Source organism: Streptomyces sp. NPDC040545 (genome assembly GCF_055595065.1).
On the sequence record NZ_JBVIWA010000010.1, the window covers coordinates 194,868 to 210,077 of the forward strand.

The 15,210-nt window shown below is 72.4% G+C and carries 13 protein-coding genes; 8 read left to right on the forward strand and 5 right to left on the reverse strand.

Features of this window, described 5'->3' with window-relative positions; translation table 11 throughout:
* Window positions 1–25 precede the first annotated feature (25 nt).
* From ACZ573_RS20915 to ACZ573_RS20930, 4 genes are all read left to right on the forward strand, one after another.
* On the forward strand, window positions 26–514 hold the full coding sequence (locus tag ACZ573_RS20915; protein ID WP_471306250.1) for a MarR family winged helix-turn-helix transcriptional regulator: 489 nt from the start codon (window positions 26–28) through the stop codon (window positions 512–514).
* 39 nt (window positions 515–553) lie between these two features.
* Window positions 554–3,490 carry an FAD-binding and (Fe-S)-binding domain-containing protein gene (locus ACZ573_RS20920; RefSeq protein WP_471306252.1) on the forward strand — a complete coding sequence of 979 codons (2,937 nt, stop codon included), beginning with the start codon at window positions 554–556 and terminating at the stop codon, window positions 3,488–3,490.
* Between the two features lie 160 nt (window positions 3,491–3,650).
* A complete protein-coding gene (locus ACZ573_RS20925) occupies window positions 3,651–5,546 on the forward strand; it encodes an ABC transporter ATP-binding protein (protein WP_471306255.1) in 1,896 nt (631 codons plus the stop codon).
* Complete coding sequence (locus tag ACZ573_RS20930; protein ID WP_471306258.1) at window positions 5,543–7,327, forward strand: ABC transporter ATP-binding protein; 1,785 nt, start codon at window positions 5,543–5,545, stop codon at window positions 7,325–7,327. The genes ACZ573_RS20925 and ACZ573_RS20930 overlap by 4 nt, the downstream gene beginning before the upstream one ends.
* A gap of 62 nt (window positions 7,328–7,389) precedes the next feature.
* Here ACZ573_RS20930 and ACZ573_RS20935 read toward each other — a convergent pair whose 3' ends face one another.
* Window positions 7,390–8,181 carry a metal-dependent hydrolase gene (locus ACZ573_RS20935; RefSeq protein WP_471306261.1) on the reverse strand — a complete coding sequence of 264 codons (792 nt, stop codon included), beginning with the start codon at window positions 8,179–8,181 and terminating at the stop codon, window positions 7,390–7,392.
* A 144-nt stretch (window positions 8,182–8,325) separates the two neighbouring features.
* Here ACZ573_RS20935 and ACZ573_RS20940 point away from each other — a divergent pair, with 144 nt between their 5' ends.
* From ACZ573_RS20940 to ACZ573_RS20950, 3 genes are all read left to right on the forward strand, one after another.
* Window positions 8,326–10,848 carry a DEAD/DEAH box helicase gene (locus tag ACZ573_RS20940; RefSeq protein WP_471306262.1) on the forward strand — a complete coding sequence of 841 codons (2,523 nt, stop codon included), beginning with the start codon at window positions 8,326–8,328 and terminating at the stop codon, window positions 10,846–10,848.
* Between the two features lie 61 nt (window positions 10,849–10,909).
* The gene (locus tag ACZ573_RS20945) at window positions 10,910–11,806 is read left to right on the forward strand and encodes an acyl-CoA thioesterase (protein ID WP_150256098.1); all 897 of its coding nucleotides are present in this window, start codon (window positions 10,910–10,912) and stop codon (window positions 11,804–11,806) included.
* Window positions 11,807–11,814: 8 nt separating this feature from the next.
* Window positions 11,815–12,216, forward strand: a complete 402-nt coding sequence (locus ACZ573_RS20950; protein ID WP_471306266.1) for a YchJ family protein — start codon at window positions 11,815–11,817, stop codon at window positions 12,214–12,216.
* Here ACZ573_RS20950 and ACZ573_RS20955 read toward each other — a convergent pair.
* Window positions 12,180–12,932 carry a DUF6397 family protein gene (locus ACZ573_RS20955; protein ID WP_471306270.1) on the reverse strand — a complete coding sequence of 251 codons (753 nt, stop codon included), beginning with the start codon at window positions 12,930–12,932 and terminating at the stop codon, window positions 12,180–12,182. The genes ACZ573_RS20950 and ACZ573_RS20955 overlap by 37 nt on opposite strands.
* 247 nt (window positions 12,933–13,179) lie before the next feature.
* Window positions 13,180–13,578 carry a roadblock/LC7 domain-containing protein gene (locus tag ACZ573_RS20960; RefSeq protein ID WP_189734290.1) on the reverse strand — a complete coding sequence of 133 codons (399 nt, stop codon included), beginning with the start codon at window positions 13,576–13,578 and terminating at the stop codon, window positions 13,180–13,182.
* Window positions 13,579–13,684: 106 nt separating this feature from the next.
* Between ACZ573_RS20960 and ACZ573_RS20965 the strand changes: the two genes are divergently transcribed.
* Entirely contained in the window at window positions 13,685–14,122 is a 438-nt protein-coding gene (locus ACZ573_RS20965; RefSeq protein WP_471306273.1) for a PPOX class F420-dependent oxidoreductase, read from the forward strand.
* Window positions 14,123–14,160: 38 nt separating this feature from the next.
* Here ACZ573_RS20965 and ACZ573_RS20970 read toward each other — a convergent pair whose 3' ends face one another.
* Entirely contained in the window at window positions 14,161–14,823 is a 663-nt protein-coding gene (locus ACZ573_RS20970) for a GTP-binding protein (protein ID WP_471306276.1), read from the reverse strand.
* Window positions 14,820–15,200 (reverse strand): DUF742 domain-containing protein, encoded by a 381-nt coding sequence (locus ACZ573_RS20975; protein WP_471306282.1) that lies wholly within the window; start codon window positions 15,198–15,200, stop codon window positions 14,820–14,822. The genes ACZ573_RS20970 and ACZ573_RS20975 overlap by 4 nt, the downstream gene beginning before the upstream one ends.
* Window positions 15,201–15,210: the final 10 nt, after the last annotated feature.

The window sequence follows — 15,210 nt, forward strand, 5'->3', positions numbered from 1 at the left end:
AACGGCATCCTGATATCGTTCCCGCATGAGCTCCGCCTCCGACACCGCCTCTGCTTCGGCCTCCGCTTCGGCCTCCGACACCGATCGCCTCCTCGCCGAACAGCTCCTGCGCCTGACGCGCAGGCTGCACCGGATCCAGAAGCGCCACATGGTGCCGCTCGGGATCACTCCCGCCCAGAGTCGTTTGCTGCGCCTCGTCTCGCACTACGAGGGCGAGCAGGCACCCCGGATGGCGGATCTCGCCGCGCGCCTGGAAGTCGTGCCGCGCGCGGTGACCACCCTCGTGGACGGCCTGGAGGCCGCCGAGTGCGTACGGCGCGCGCCCGACCCCGCGAACCGCCGCGTCATACGGATCGAGCTCACCGACACCGGCCGCGCCACGCTGCGCCGTCTGCGCAACGCGCGAACCGACGCGGCGGAGGAGATCCTGGCTCCGTTGACCGCCGACCAGCGCGAAGTGCTCGGCGGTCTGCTGAACGCCCTGTCGGACGCCCCGGCGGAGCACACCTGCTGACTAGGCCACCCGTGGCCTCGACGACGCGAGGGGTCGCAGATGCCGCTGCTGGAACCGGAGCCGGGGGCCCTGCGCCCGCGCAGCATCGGCGGCCCCGCCCCCGACCGGCTCCCCGGGCACCGGGCCGGCGGCACGCCCGAGCCGCTGCGCACCGAGCTGACCGGGCTGCTGGGCCCCGAGAAGGTGCTGTGGAAGGTCTCCGACCTGGTCCGCTACGCCTCCGACGCCTCCCCCTACCGGTTCGTGCCCCAGGTCGTGGTGATCGCCGAGGACATCGACGACGTCTCGGCGGTGCTCTCGTACGCGCACGGCCGCCGGCGCGACGTCGTCTTCCGCGCCGCCGGGACCTCGCTCAACGGCCAGGCCCAGGGTGAGGACATCCTGGTCGACGTACGCCGCCACTGGGCCGGGATCGAGGTGCTGGAGGAGGGCAGGCGGGCCCGGATCCGGCCCGGCACCACCGTGGCCCGGGCCAACGCGTCCCTCGCCCGGCACGGCCGGATCCTCGGCCCCGACCCGGCCAGCGCCGTCGCCTGCACCCTCGGCGGGGTCGTCGCCAACAACGCCTCCGGCATGACGGCGGGCACCACCCGCAATTCCTACCGCACACTCTCCTCCCTCACCTTCGTCCTGCCCGGCGGCACCGTCGTGGACACCGCCGACCCGCTGGCCGACGAGGAGCTGTCGCGCGCCGAACCGGCCCTGTGCCACGGGCTGATGGAGATCAAGCGGGAGATCGAGACCGATCCCGCGCTGGTGGCCCGGATCCGGGCCAAGTACGAGATCAAGAACACCACCGGCTACCGTCTCGACGCCTTCCTGGACGGCACCACCCCCGTCGAGATCCTGCGGGGGCTCATGGTCGGCTCGGAGGGCACCCTCGGCTTCATCTCCGAGGTCGTCTTCGACACCCTCCCGCTGGACCGCGAAGTCTGCTCGGCCCTGCTGTTCTTCCGCTCGCTGCCCGCGGCGGCCGCGGCCGTGCCGCTCTTCAACGAGGCGGGCGCCGTCGCCGTCGAGCTGATGGACGGCAACACCCTGCGCGCCTGCGTCGGCGTCACCGGCGTGCCCGCCGACTGGGCGGACCTGCCCCGGGAGACCACGGCCCTGCTCGTGGAGTTCCGGGCTCCGGACAAGGCCGGCCGGGACGCCTGCGCGCAGCGCGCCGCCCGCATCCTCGACGGCCTCGATCTGGTCGCCCCGGCGGCTTCGGTCACCAATTCCTTCACCGGCGACCCGAAGACCGTGGGCGGCTACTGGCAGGCCCGCAGGGCCTTCGTCACCGCCGTCGGCGGAGCTCGCGCCCGGGGCACCACCTTGATCACCGAGGACTTCGCGGTGCCGCCGTCCCGGCTGGCCGAGGCCTGCCAGGCGCTCCTCGCGCTCCAGGCGGAGCACGGTTTCGACGCGGCCGTCGCCGGTCACGCGGCCCACGGCAACCTGCACTTCATGCTCGCCTTCGACGCCGCCGACCCCGCCGACGTCGAGCGGTACGGGGCCTTCATGGAGGCCTTCTGCCGCCTCATCGTGGAGCGGTTCGACGGTTCCCTGAAGGCCGAGCACTCCACGGGCCGCAACATGGCCCCCTTCCTGGAGCTGGAATGGGGCCCCGCGGCCACCGCACTGATGTGGCGCACCAAGCGGCTCGTCGACCCGCAGGGGGTGCTCGCCCCGCGCATCCTCCTCGACCGCGACCCGCGGGCCCATCTGCGCGGCCTGAAGACCATTCCGCAGGTGGAGGCGGTGGCCGACCCCTGTATCGAGTGCGGATTCTGCGAACCGACCTGCCCCAGCGGGGACCTGACGACCACTCCGCGCCAGCGGATCGTGCTGCGCCGCGAGATGATGCGCCAGCAGCCCGGCTCCCCTGTGCTGGACGGCCTGCTCGCCGCCTACGGCTACGACGCGGTGGACACCTGCGCGGGCGACTCCACCTGCAAGCTCGCCTGCCCGGTGGGCATCGACACCGGGGCGCTGATGAAGGACTTCCGCCACCGCCGGCACGGCCCGCGCGAGGAGGCCGCCGCCGCGCTGGCCGCCCGTCGGTTCGGGGCCGCCGAGTCCGCCGCCCGGCTGGCGGTCGCCGCCGCCGGCCGGATCCCCTCCGGGGCCCGCGACCGGCTGCTCGGGGCGGTCACCGGGGCCGCGCGCAAGGCCGTACGCCCGGACCTGGTTCCGCAATGGCCGGCGCTGATCCCGGGCGCCGCCGCCCGTCGCCTGCCGCCGACCCGGCGGGTGGGCGCCGCGGCCGTGTACTACCCGGCCTGCGTCAACCGGATCTTCGGCGGCCCGGCGGGCCGGCCCGGACCCTCCCTGCCCCAGGCCGTGGTGGCCGTGTCGGAGCGGGCCGGGCGGCCCGTCTGGATCCCCGGCGACGTCGGCGGCACCTGCTGCGCGACGATCTGGCACTCCAAGGGCTACGAGGCCGGCACCCGGGTGATGGCCAACCGGATCGTCGAGGCGGCGTGGGGCTGGACGGCCGGCGGACTGCTGCCGCTGGTCGTGGACGCCTCCTCCTGCACGCTGGGCATCGCGCGCGAGGTCGTCCCCTACCTGACGTCGGAGAACCGGGCCCTCCACGCGGAGCTACGGATCCTCGACTCGATCGTGTGGGCCGCCGAGGAGCTGCTGCCGCGCCTGGAGGTCCGGCGCAGGGTGGGCTCGGCCGTGCTCCACCCCACCTGCTCGATGCGGCACTTGGGCGACGAGGACCGGCTGCGGGCGGTCGCCGAGGCGTGCGCCGAGGAGGTGGTGGTCCCCGGCGACGCGGGCTGCTGCGCCTTCGCGGGCGACCGGGGGATGCTGCACCCGGAACTGACGGCCTCGGCGACGGCGCGCGAGGCGGCGGAGGTGACCGCGCGGGCCTTCGACGCGCACCTGTCGGCGAACCGGATGTGCGAGGTGGGCATGGACCGGGCGACGGGGCGGAGCTACTATTCGGCGCTGCTCGAACTGGAGCACGCCACCCGCCCGTGAGCGCCGGGGCGTGCGACCCCCGTGACCAGGCGTCATGTCGTCCCCCGCGGCCGTAAACCTGCTGGCCGCAGCGTGCGTCCCGCGTAAAATCGATTGCCCGGCGCCGGTCCTGAAGGCGAACCTTGCACGGTTTGAACCACTCGACCAGTCATGGGGCGTCATGCAGATCAGCGATCTTCCGTATCCGGATCCAGGGGTACCCGACGCTCGTTCCGGCCCCCGGTTCCTGCTGTGGCTGGGACGCGGTCAGCTCGGCGGACAGCTCAAGAGCCTGTGCTGGGGGATGCTGCACTTCACCGGTGTCGCCGCGCTGCCGTACGCCGTCGGCTTCGGCGTCGACGCGGTCGTCGGCCGTGAGCCGAACGGACTGCTGCTCGTCGGCCTGCTCCTCCTGGTCATCGGCGTCGCCATCTCGGTCGGCGACGCCATGCTCCACCGCACGGCCGTCACCAACTGGATCACCGCCGCGGCACGGGTGCAGCAGCTGCTGGCGCGCAAGACGGCCGAGCTGGGGTCCGCCCTCACCCGGCGGGTCGCCGCGGGTGAAGTGGTCTCGGTGTCCACGGGTGACGTGGAGAAGATCGGATGGTTCGTCGAGGCGGTCTCGCGTTTCCTCGCGGCCGTCTTCTCCGTCGTCCTCGTCTGCATCGGGCTGCTGTTCTACTCCCCCGAGCTCGGGGTGGTCGTGGCCATCGGCGTGCCGCTGATCGCCCTGGCCTCGCTGCCGCTGCTGCCGCGCGCCACCAAGCGCGCCGACATCCAGCGGGAGAAGGCGGGCAAGGCCACCGAGCTGGCCTCCGACACCGTCGCGGGCCTGCGCGTGCTGCGCGGCATCGGCGGTGAGGAGCTGTTCCTCGGCCGCTACCGCGAGGCCTCGCAGGAGGTCCGCAAGGCGGCCGTGCGCAGCGCACGGATGTGGGCGCTGATCTCCGCGATCCAGGTGCTGCTCCCGGGCGTGCTGATGATCACGGTGGTCTGGTACGGCGCCACGCTCGTCTCGGACGGGCGCATCGCGGTGGGTGAACTCGTCGCGGCGTTCAGCGCGGTGGCGACCCTGCTCTACCCGCTGCGGCACTTCCAGGAGATCGCCATGGCGTACTCCTTCTCGCGTCCCTCCGCCCAGCGGGCCGCCCGGGTGCTGTCACTGACCCGGACGGAATCCGGCGCCGCGCGTCCCGTGCGCACCGGGCCGGTGGAGGCACCGGCCGCGGGCGGGGACCTGTACGACCCGCGGACCGGTCTGCTGGCCCCCGCGGGGCGGTTCACCGCCGTCGTGTGCGGGGACCCGGACCTGGCCGGGCGGCTCGCCGAACGCCTGGGCGGTCATCCGGCGGACGGGGACCCGGCGCCGGACACCGGGGCCGGTGCGGGGGCCGACGAGGGGGCCGGTTCCGGGGCCGGCGCGGCCGGGGCGCCGTCCGTGCTCCTCGGCGGAGTCGCGCTGGACGAGCTCGAACTGGACACCGCGCGCACCCTGGTCCTCGTACAGGACAAGGATCCGGTGCTGCTGTCCGGGACCCTGCGGGAGCTGTTCGACGTACCGGCCTCCGGAGCGGTCGAGTCCGGTGCGGCTCTGGGCGCGGCCCAGTGCGGGGACGTCCTGGACGCGCTGCTGCAGTCGGCGCCGGACGGGGTCGAGGACCCGATGGACGCCCGGATCACCGAGCGCGGCCGGTCCCTGTCGGGCGGCCAGCGCCAGCGGCTCGCCCTGGCGCGGTCCCTGGCCACCGATCCGGAGGTGCTCGTGCTCGACGAGCCGACCTCCGCGGTCGACTCGCACACCGAGGCGCGGATCGCGGACGGGATCGCGGCCCTGCGCGCCGGGCGGACCACGGTGGTGCTGGCGTCCTCGCCGCTGCTGCTGGACCGCGCGGACCGGGTCGTGCTCATCGACGGCGGCACGGTGGCGGCCGTCGGTACCCACCGCGAGCTGCTGCAGCGCGAGCCGCGCTACCGGGCGGTCGTCACCCGCGAGACCGACGAGGAGCAGCGGCTCGGCGGGCTGGAACTGACAGAGCTGGAAGAAGCACTCACAGAGATCGAGGAATCCGCATGATCGGCGTGGCGCCGCCGGAGTACGACCCGGCGGCCCCCGAGTCGGCCGCGACCTTGCCCGTGGGCACGTCGGCGACCGTACGGGGCTATGTGCGCGGCCTCTTCCGGCGCCACCGGCGGGCCTTCGTGGCGCTGGTGGGCGTCAACGCGGCCGCGGTGATCGCCTCCATGGTCGGCCCGTACCTGCTGGGCCGGATCGTGGACGACCTGTCGGCGGGGGCGCGCGAGCTGCATCTGGAGCGGGTGGCGCTGCTGTTCGCGCTGGCGCTGGCGGTCCAGACGTTCTTCACCCGGCTGGTCCGGCTGCGCGGGGCGATGCTCGGCGAGGAGATGCTGGCCGATCTGCGCGAGGACTTCCTGGTGCGGTCGGTGGGTCTGCCGCCGGGTGTGCTGGAGCGGGCCGGTACCGGCGATCTGCTGTCGCGGATCACCACCGACATCGACCGTCTCGCGAACGCCATGCGCGAGGCCGTACCGCAGCTCGCCATCGGTGTGGTGTGGGCGGGGCTGCTGTTCGGGGCGCTCACGGTGACCGCGCCGCCGCTGGCGCTGGCCGCGCTGGTGGCGCTGCCGGTGCTGGTGATCGGCTGTCGCTGGTACTTCCGGCGGGCGCCGTCGGCGTACCGCTCGGAGGCGGCCGGCTACGCGGCGGTCTCGGCCGTGCTCACCGAGACGGTGGACGCGGGCCGCACGGTCGAGGCGCACCGCCTCGGGCCGGAGCGGATCGCGCTGTCGGAGCGGCGGATCTCGCAGTGGGTCGCGTGGGAGCGGTACACGCTCTTCCTGCGGACGGTCCTCTTCCCCGTCATCAATGTCACCTTCGTGACGATCCTCGGCTCGGTGCTGCTGATCGGCGGCTTCTGCGTGATGCGGGGCTGGATGTCGGTGGGGCAGCTGACCACGGGCGCGCTCCTGGCGCAGATGCTGGTCGATCCGATCGGTCTGATCCTGCGCTGGTACGACGAGTTGCAGGTCGCCCAGGTCTCGCTCGGCCGCCTGGTGGGGGTACGGGAGATCGAACCGGACGCCGGGGACGCGAAGGTGGCGCCCGAGGGCAGGGACGTGCGGGCCCAGGAGGTCCACTTCGGCTACCGGGAGGGCGTGGACGTCCTGCACCAGGTGTCGATGTCCGTGCCGCCGGGCACCCGGATGGCGCTGGTCGGTCCCTCGGGGGCGGGCAAGTCCACCCTGGGACGGCTGCTCGCGGGCATCTACGCGCCCCGCAGCGGCGAGGTCACCCTCGGCGGGGCGCGGCTGTCGCGGATGCCGGCGGAGCGGGTGCGGGAGCACGTGGCCCTGGTCAACCAGGAGCACCACGTGTTCGTGGGCACGCTGCGGGACAATCTCCTCCTCGCGCGGACGGGCGCCGGTGACACCGAGTTGTGGGCGGCACTGGCGGCCGTGGACGCCGACGGCTGGGCGCGGGCCATGGAGGCCGGCCTGGACACCGAGGTCGGCTCCGGCAGCACGGCAGCACTGACCCCGGCGCAGGCGCAGCAGATCGCGCTCGCCCGGCTGGTGCTGGCCGACCCGCACACCCTGGTGCTGGACGAGGCGACCTCGTTGCTGGACCCGCGTGCGGCACGGCACTTGGAGCGCTCGCTGGCCCGGGTCCTGGACGGCCGTACGGTCATCGCCATCGCCCACCGGCTGCACACCGCGCACGACGCGGACGTGATCGCGGTGGTCGAGGGCGGCCGGATCAGCGAACTCGGCTCGCACGACGAGCTGGTCGCGGCCGACGGGGCGTACGCGGCCCTGTGGCGGTCCTGGCACGGCTGATCCGGGCCGCGAAAGCACCGGGCGGCGGAGGTGAACGGTCCCCTCCGCCGCCCGGTCCCGTTTCAGAAGAAGCCGAGGGCCGTGGCGCCGCCGAAGCCGCCCAGCAGGACGAAGACCGGCATGAGGACCTTCAGCTCCACCCAGCTGCCGGCGCGGAACCGCATCGCCTTCGGCGGACCGAGCGGGTACCAGCGCTTGCCGGCGATCGGCAGCGGCCACAGGACCGGGCAGCCGGAGACGGTGAGCGCGTCGCCGATGTCGTGGACCAGGGCCCCGAGCACGATCGGCAGGCCGAGCCAGAGGTACTCCTGGCCCGCTCCGGTGAACAGCCAGTTCGCGCCGTTGCCGGGCTGGTCGAGCACCCCGGCCAGGATCCACGCGCTGGTCGCGCCGAGGAGCCAGACCAGGACGTCGCTGGACATCCGGGCGGCCCGCCACAGCAGGCCTTCGACCGCCAGCACCAGGTGCACGAAGAGCAGGGCGAGCACACCCCAGCGGTCGGCGGTGACGGCGAGCAGGGAGGCCCCGCCTCCGATGAGGACGGCCCAGAGCCAGGTGTGCGTCAGGGTGCGGTGGCCGCCGGTGCGGCGGGCGTCCTTCTTGGAGCGGGTGCCCTTGTAGACGGCGTAGGAGATCTTGTCGACCACCTCGCACACGCCTTTGGAGAGCGGGCCGAAGGCGCGCGAGATCGTCGCCGACTTGTGATCGAGGTCGGGGGCGAGGGCCGCCCCGGCGCAGATCAGCGCGCCGACGACGAGGACCGGCCAGGGCATGGGGTGTCCGGCGGCCGCGGTGGCCGCGCCCACCCCCAGCCAGGCCGCTGCCCCGGACAGTGAGTGCGCCGGACCCATCATGGTCGTTTCCCGCCCCGCTGGTGTGTGGTCGGGCCCGGTCGACTGTTTCGTTCGGGCCTCATCGACGGCACAGCGTACCGTCGGCGATCTTCGTTCCGTCCGCCGGTTCCCTGATCCGGGGGGAAGCCAGGCAAGATGGGGGGTGTGACCCTCATTGATCAGCTCCCGCCGAACGCCGACCCCGATGCCCTCTTCGAGGCTTTCTCCTCGTGGGCGGAGGACCAGGGCATCACCCTGTACCCGGCTCAGGAGGAGGCGCTGATCGAGGTCGTCTCCGGAGCGAACGTCATCCTGTCCACCCCGACCGGCTCCGGCAAGAGCCTGGTCGCGGCCGGGGCGCACTTCACCGCCCTGGCCCAGGACAAGGTGACCTTCTACACCGCCCCGATCAAGGCGCTGGTGTCGGAGAAGTTCTTCGACCTGTGCAAGCTCTTCGGCACCGAGAACGTCGGCATGCTCACCGGCGACGCCTCCGTGAACGCGGACGCCCCGGTGATCTGCTGCACCGCCGAGGTGCTGGCCTCCATCGCCCTGCGCGACGGCAAGCACGCGGACATCGGCCAGGTCGTGATGGACGAGTTCCACTTCTATGCCGAGCCGGACCGCGGCTGGGCCTGGCAGATCCCGCTGCTGGAGCTGCCGCAGGCACAGTTCATCCTGATGTCGGCGACGCTCGGCGACATGAAGCGGTTCGAGGAGGACCTGACCCGGCGCACCGGCCGGCCCACCTCGGTGGTCCGTTCCGCGACCCGGCCCGTCCCGCTCTCGTACGAGTACGTCACCACCCCGATCACCGACACGATCACCGAGCTGCTGGAGACCCGGCAGGCCCCGGTCTACATCGTGCACTTCACCCAGGCCCAGGCGGTCGAGCGGGCGCAGTCGCTCATGAGCATCAACATGTGCACGCGCGAGGAGAAGGACAAGATCGCCGAGCTCATCGGCAACTTCCGCTTCACCACCAAGTTCGGCCAGAACCTCTCCCGCTACGTCCGGCACGGCATCGGTGTGCACCACGCCGGCATGCTGCCCAAGTACCGCCGCCTGGTGGAGAAGCTCGCGCAGGCCGGTCTGCTGAAGGTCATCTGCGGTACGGACACCCTCGGCGTCGGCGTCAACGTCCCGATCCGCACGGTGCTGTTCACCGCGCTCACCAAGTACGACGGCAACCGCGTCCGCACGCTGCGCGCCCGGGAGTTCCACCAGATCGCGGGGCGCGCCGGCCGGGCCGGCTTCGACACCGCGGGCTATGTGGTCGCGCAGGCCCCCGAGCACGTCATCGAGAACGAGAAGGCGCTCGCGAAGGCGGGCGACGATCCGAAGAAGCGCCGCAAGGTGGTGCGCAAGAAGGCTCCCGAGGGCTTCGTCGCCTGGTCGGACACCACGTTCGAGAAGCTGATCGCCGCCGATCCGGAGGCGCTGACCTCGCGCTTCAAGGTCACCAACATCATGCTGCTGTCGGTCATCGCCCGGCCGGGCGACGCCTTCCAGGCGATGCGCCACCTGCTGGAGGACAACCACGAGCCCCGCAAGGCCCAGCTGCGGCACATCCGCCGGGCCATCGCGATCTACCGCTCGCTGCTGGACGGCGGTGTGGTCGAGAAGCTCGACACCCCGGACGCGGAGGGCCGCACCATCCGGCTGACCGTCGACCTCCAGCAGGACTTCGCGCTCAACCAGCCGCTGTCCACCTTCGCCCTGGCCTCCTTCGACCTGCTGGACCCGGAGTCCCCCTCCTACGCGCTGGACATGGTCTCCGTCGTGGAGTCCACGCTGGACGACCCGCGGCAGATCCTCGCCGCCCAGCAGAACAAGGAACGCGGCATCCAGGTCGGCCAGATGAAGGCCGACGGGATCGAGTACGAGGAGCGGATGGAGCGGCTCCAGGACGTCACCTATCCCAAGCCGCTCGAAGAGCTGCTCTCGCACGCCTACGACGTGTACGCCAAGAGTCACCCGTGGGTGCGCGACCACCCGGTCTCCCCGAAGTCGATCATCCGCGACATGTACGAGCGCGCGATGACCTTCACCGAGTTCACCTCCTTCTACGAGCTGGCCCGCACCGAGGGCATCGTGCTGCGCTACCTGGCGAGCGCCTTCAAGGCGCTGGACCACACCATCCCCGACGACCTCAAGTCCGAGGACCTCGAGGACCTGATCGCCTGGCTCGGCGAGCTGGTCCGCCAGGTCGACTCCAGCCTGCTGGACGAGTGGGAGCAGCTGGCGAACCCGGAGGTGGAGACGGCGGAGCAGGCCCAGGAGAAGGCCGACCAGGTCAAGCCGGTCACCGCGAACTCGCGCGCCTTCCGTGTCCTGGTCCGCAACGCCATGTTCCGCCGGGTGGAGCTGGCCGCCCTCGACCACGTCAACGTGCTGGGCGAGCTGGACTCCGAATCCGGCTGGGACGCGGATGCCTGGGGCGAGGCCCTGGACGGGTACTGGGACGAGTACGACGACCTGGGCACCGGACCCGATGCCCGCGGCCCGAAGCTCCTGCAGATCGAGGAGGACCCGGCGCACGGCCTGTGGCGCGTCCGCCAGACCTTCGCGGACCCCAACGGGGACCATGGCTGGGGCATCAGCGCCGAGGTCGACCTGGCCGCCTCCGACGAGGAGGGCCGGGCCGTCATCCGGGTCACCTCGGTCGGCGAGCTCGGAGCGCTCTGACCGTCCGCCGTATCCCGCCGTACCCGCCCGACCCACCGGACCCGACCGTGGAGATCCTCTGATGACGAACCCCGCCGAGAGACTGGTCGATCTGCTCGATCTGGAGCAGATCGAGGTCAACATCTTCCGCGGCGCCAGCCCGCAGGAGTCCCTCCAGCGGGTCTTCGGCGGGCAGGTCGCCGGCCAGGCGCTGGTGGCCGCAGGACGCACCGTGGAGAGCGACCGCCCGGTCCACTCGCTGCACGCGTACTTCCTGCGCCCCGGCATCCCCGGGGTGCCGATCGTGTACCAGGTGGAGCGGGTGCGCGACGGGCGGTCCTTCACCACGCGCCGGGTCACCGCGGTCCAGCAGGGCAAGACGATCTTCAATCTCACCGCCTCCTTCCATCATCCGGAGGAGGGCGGCATCGAGCACCAGCTCCCTCCTCACCACGTCCCTCACCCGGACACGCTCCCCAAGGTCGCGGACGAGATCCGCGAGCACCTGGGGGCGCTGCCGGAGGCGCTGGAGCGGATGGCCCGCCGCCAGCCCTTCGACATCCGGTACGTCAACCGGCTCCGCTGGACTCCCGAGGAGCTCAAGGGATCCGATCCCCGCAGCGCGGTGTGGATGCGCGCGGTCGGTCCGCTGGGCGACGACCCTCTCATCCACACCTGCGCCCTCACCTACGCAAGTGACATGACCCTCCTCGACGCCGTGCGCATCCCGGTCGAACCCCTGTGGGGCATGCGCGGTTTCGACATGGCCTCGCTGGACCACGCCATGTGGTTCCACCGGCCGTTCCGGGCGGACGAGTGGTTCCTGTACGACCAGGAGTCGCCCATCGCGCACGGCGGCCGGGGCCTGGCCCGGGGCCGCATCTACGACGTGGAGGGCAGGCTGCTGGTCTCCGTGGTCCAGGAGGGCCTCTTCCGTCCGTACCCCGCCAAGCCGTCCGAGCCCGCCCCGGAGAACTGAGCACACCCATGCCCACCCCTGCCGTCCCCTGCCCCTGCGGGCTGCCCGCCGCCTACCCGGAGTGCTGCGGTCCCTTCCACGCCGGTGCTCGCTCGGCACCCACCGCCGAGCGGCTGATGCGCTCACGGTTCAGCGCCTTCGCCGTCGGCGACACCGCCTACCTGCTGCGCTCCTGGCACCCCGCCACCCGTCCGGACCGCCTCGACCTGGATCCCGAACAGCGCTGGGAGCGGCTGGAGATCCTCGCCACCGAACGCGGCGGGATGTTCGAGACGGAGGGCTCGGTGGAGTTCCGCGCCCACTACCGCGAAGGCCGGCACACCGGCTCGCTGCACGAGCACAGCAGCTTCTCCCGCGAGGCCGGGGCCTGGGTCTACGTCGGCCCCCTCTCCCCCGTCGACTTCGACTGACCCCGCGCCCCGGCCAGGGCGAAGTCCAGGCTGGTGCGGTACCAGTGGACCTCGTCCGGCGGGCCGGCCGTCAGCAGGCCCGCCGCCACCGCGGTCGCCGCCGGCACCTGCGGGTGCCCGTACGGCGGGGGCGGACCGAGGGCGGCCAGGACGATCCGCTCCGCCGGGTCGGGCACGGCCTCCAGCAGCTCCCCCTCGGGGAGTACGGAAGCCAGCACGGCGGCGCGCTCCCACGGGTCGGCCGTTCGTCTCAGCAGCAGCCCGACATGCCGCCCGCGCCACTTGCGCGGCCGCAGATCCGCCTTGGCCGCCATCAGCTCCCGGTCCGCCGGGGGCGCGATCCCACGCAGCATTCCCGGCTCCCGCGCGGCGAAGCTCCGTAGCTCCGCGGTCAGATAGAGCCACACCACGGCCCGGTACCGGTTGATCCGGTATCCGACCGGGGTCACATGCCCGCAGCGCGCGAGCCGGGTGAACCGGCTCGGGCCGACCCCCACCACCTCGGCCGCGGCCTGCGCCCCGGCCACCGTCTCGACCCGCTCGCGCAGCGCGCCCGGCGGCCCCGCCACCGACCTGACCCGGTCAAGCTCGGCCCGTGCGTAGCGCGCGGCCCCCGCGAGCGTGCGCGGCCCGGCCCGCACGAGCCCCAGCTGGACGGCCCTGGCGAACTCGCTCCGGCTCAGCCCCAGTTCCCCCGCGGCCTGCACGCCGCCCACCAGCACGTCCGCAGCCCCGCCAGCCGTAGCCCCGCCAGCCGTAGCCCCGCCGGCCGTAGCCCCGGCGGCCGCATCGCCGCCGACCGCATCGCCGCCGGTCACAGCGTCCCGAAGTGCGGTCCCCATCTGCGTCATCTCGGTCCTCCCCCACGAGCAATGATTACTCTGTGTGAAGACCGTAACTCAGCGCAACGGCACCCGCGAGGCCTGTGGATAACTTCCCGAGCCCCGCCCGGGCCGGCCCGGCTCAGCCGCCGGTGATGCGCCGCTCCGCCACACCCAGGTGCTCGCCCACCCGGTTGACCAGCAGCGTCATCTCGTAGGCGACCTGACCGATGTCGGACTCGGCGGCGCTCAGCACACACAGGCTGCTGCCCGCGCCCGCCGCCATGACGAAGAGCGCTCCCTCGTCGTACTCGACCATCGTCTGGCGCACCTCACCGGCCCGGAAGTGGCGGCCGGACCCCTTGGCAAGGCTCTGCAGACCGGCCGCGACAGCCGCCAGGTGTTCGGCGTCCTCCCGCGCCAGCCCCGCGCTCGCCCCCGTGACCAGGCCGTCGTTGGACAGCACCACCGCGTGCCGCACCTGCTGGACCCTGCGCGTCAGGTCGTCCAGCAGCCAGTCCAGTTGCTTGTCCAGTGCCATTCCCAGCCCCTCCCCGTTGACGTCGGCCACTTGGCCGCGCCCCACCCCGCGTACTTGTGCCGCAAGCCTTCCCCACCAGGGCCTTTCGGGCAAGGAGGATGTCCCCATGGCGAAGAAGATGACTCAAGAGGAATGGCGGGCGTTCGTCTCGCACTCGACGCGCACCGGAAAGCTCTCCACCGTGCGTGAGGACGGAAGTCCGCACATCGCTCCCATTTGGTTCGTACTCGACGGCGATTCCTTCGTTTTCAACACCGGAAAGGACACCATCAAGGGACGCAACCTCGCCCGCGACGGCCGGGTCGCGCTCTGCGTGGACGACGACCGGCCGCCCTTCTCCTTCGTCGTCCTCCAGGGCCGCGCCGAGATCAGCGGGTACGCCGACGGCGCCGACGAACTGCTCACGTGGGCAACCCGGATCGGCGCCCGCTACATGGGCGAGGAGCAGGCCGAGTCCTTCGGACGCCGCAACGCCGTCCCGACCGAACTCCTCGTCAGGGTCCCGATCGACAAGGTGATCGCCCTCGCCGGCATCGCCGAATGACGGTCCCCTGACCCCCGATGCCGCCGACCGGGCCCGGTTCACACGGAATCGGCCTGCGGCTCCACCGAGTCCAGCAGCCGGGCGGTGTGCACCCGCCCGGCGTACTCGACCAGCCTGATCAGCACTTCCTTCCCCGAGTCCCGGTCCCGCGCGTCACACAGCACCACCGGTGTCCCCTGCTCCAGGTCCAGGGCGCGCGAGACGTCGTGCGCCCCGAACCGCCGTGCGTCCGTGAAGCAGTTGACGGCCACCACGAAGGGGATGCGCCGGTGCTCGAAGTAGTCCACCGCCGGAAAGCAGTCCTCCAGCCGCCGCGTGTCGGCGAGTACCACCGCGCCCAGCGCACCCTGCGACAGCTCGTCCCACAGGAACCAGAACCGGTCCTGGCCCGGCGTGCCGAACAGGTACAGGGACAGCCCGGACCGGATGGTGATCCGCCCGAAGTCCATGGCCACCGTCGTGGTCGTCTTCTGGTCCACGCCGCCCGTGTCGTCGACCAGTTCACCCGCCTCGCTCAGCTGTTCCTCCGTCCGCAGCGGCCGGATCTCGCTGACCGCGCCCACCAGCGTGGTCTTGCCCACCCCGAACCCGCCCGCGACCAGGATCTTCAGTGCGAGTGCGGCCAGTTCGGGGTCCTCCTCGGGACCGGGATCCGCGCCCGGGGCCGGTCCGGCAGATCGGTCGTCATGCTGTCCCATCAAAGCGCTCTCAATCCCTCGATGACTTCACGCAGAATCCGCTCGTCCGGCAGTTGTGCGGGTGGTACGGGCCGGCTGACCTTGACGTGCCCGCCCTCCAGCAGGTCCCCGAGCAGCACCCGCACCACCCCCACGGGCAGGTCCGCGTCGGCGGCGAGTTCGGCCACCGACTGGGTCTCGGACCGGCAGAGTCCGAGCAGTGCCCGGTGTTCGGGGCCCAGCAGGGACTCGGCCGCCTCGTCCGTACCCCCCGGATCGACCGCGACCAGCGCGATCAGGTCGAAGCGGACCCCGTGGGGTCCCGGCTTCGTACGCCCGCCGGTCATGGCGTACGGACGGACGAGCGGGCCTGCGTCGGCGTCGTACCACTGGCCGTTCATGTGCCGGACC

Excerpts from the sequence above, each read along its gene's own strand:
- ACZ573_RS20915 (WP_471306250.1), top strand. The coding sequence starts at position 26 with ATGAGCTCCGCCTCCGACACCGCCTCTGCTTCGGCCTCCGCTTCGGCC.
- ACZ573_RS20920 (WP_471306252.1), top strand. The coding sequence starts at position 554 with ATGCCGCTGCTGGAACCGGAGCCGGGGGCCCTGCGCCCGCGCAGCATC.
- ACZ573_RS20925 (WP_471306255.1), top strand. The coding sequence starts at position 3,651 with ATGCAGATCAGCGATCTTCCGTATCCGGATCCAGGGGTACCCGACGCT.
- ACZ573_RS20930 (WP_471306258.1), top strand. The coding sequence starts at position 5,543 with ATGATCGGCGTGGCGCCGCCGGAGTACGACCCGGCGGCCCCCGAGTCG.
- ACZ573_RS20935 (WP_471306261.1), bottom strand. The coding sequence starts at position 8,181 with ATGATGGGTCCGGCGCACTCACTGTCCGGGGCAGCGGCCTGGCTGGGG.
- ACZ573_RS20945 (WP_150256098.1), top strand. The coding sequence starts at position 10,910 with ATGACGAACCCCGCCGAGAGACTGGTCGATCTGCTCGATCTGGAGCAG.
- ACZ573_RS20950 (WP_471306266.1), top strand. The coding sequence starts at position 11,815 with ATGCCCACCCCTGCCGTCCCCTGCCCCTGCGGGCTGCCCGCCGCCTAC.
- ACZ573_RS20960 (WP_189734290.1), bottom strand. The coding sequence starts at position 13,578 with ATGGCACTGGACAAGCAACTGGACTGGCTGCTGGACGACCTGACGCGC.
- ACZ573_RS20965 (WP_471306273.1), top strand. The coding sequence starts at position 13,685 with ATGGCGAAGAAGATGACTCAAGAGGAATGGCGGGCGTTCGTCTCGCAC.
- ACZ573_RS20975 (WP_471306282.1), bottom strand. The coding sequence starts at position 15,200 with ATGAACGGCCAGTGGTACGACGCCGACGCAGGCCCGCTCGTCCGTCCG.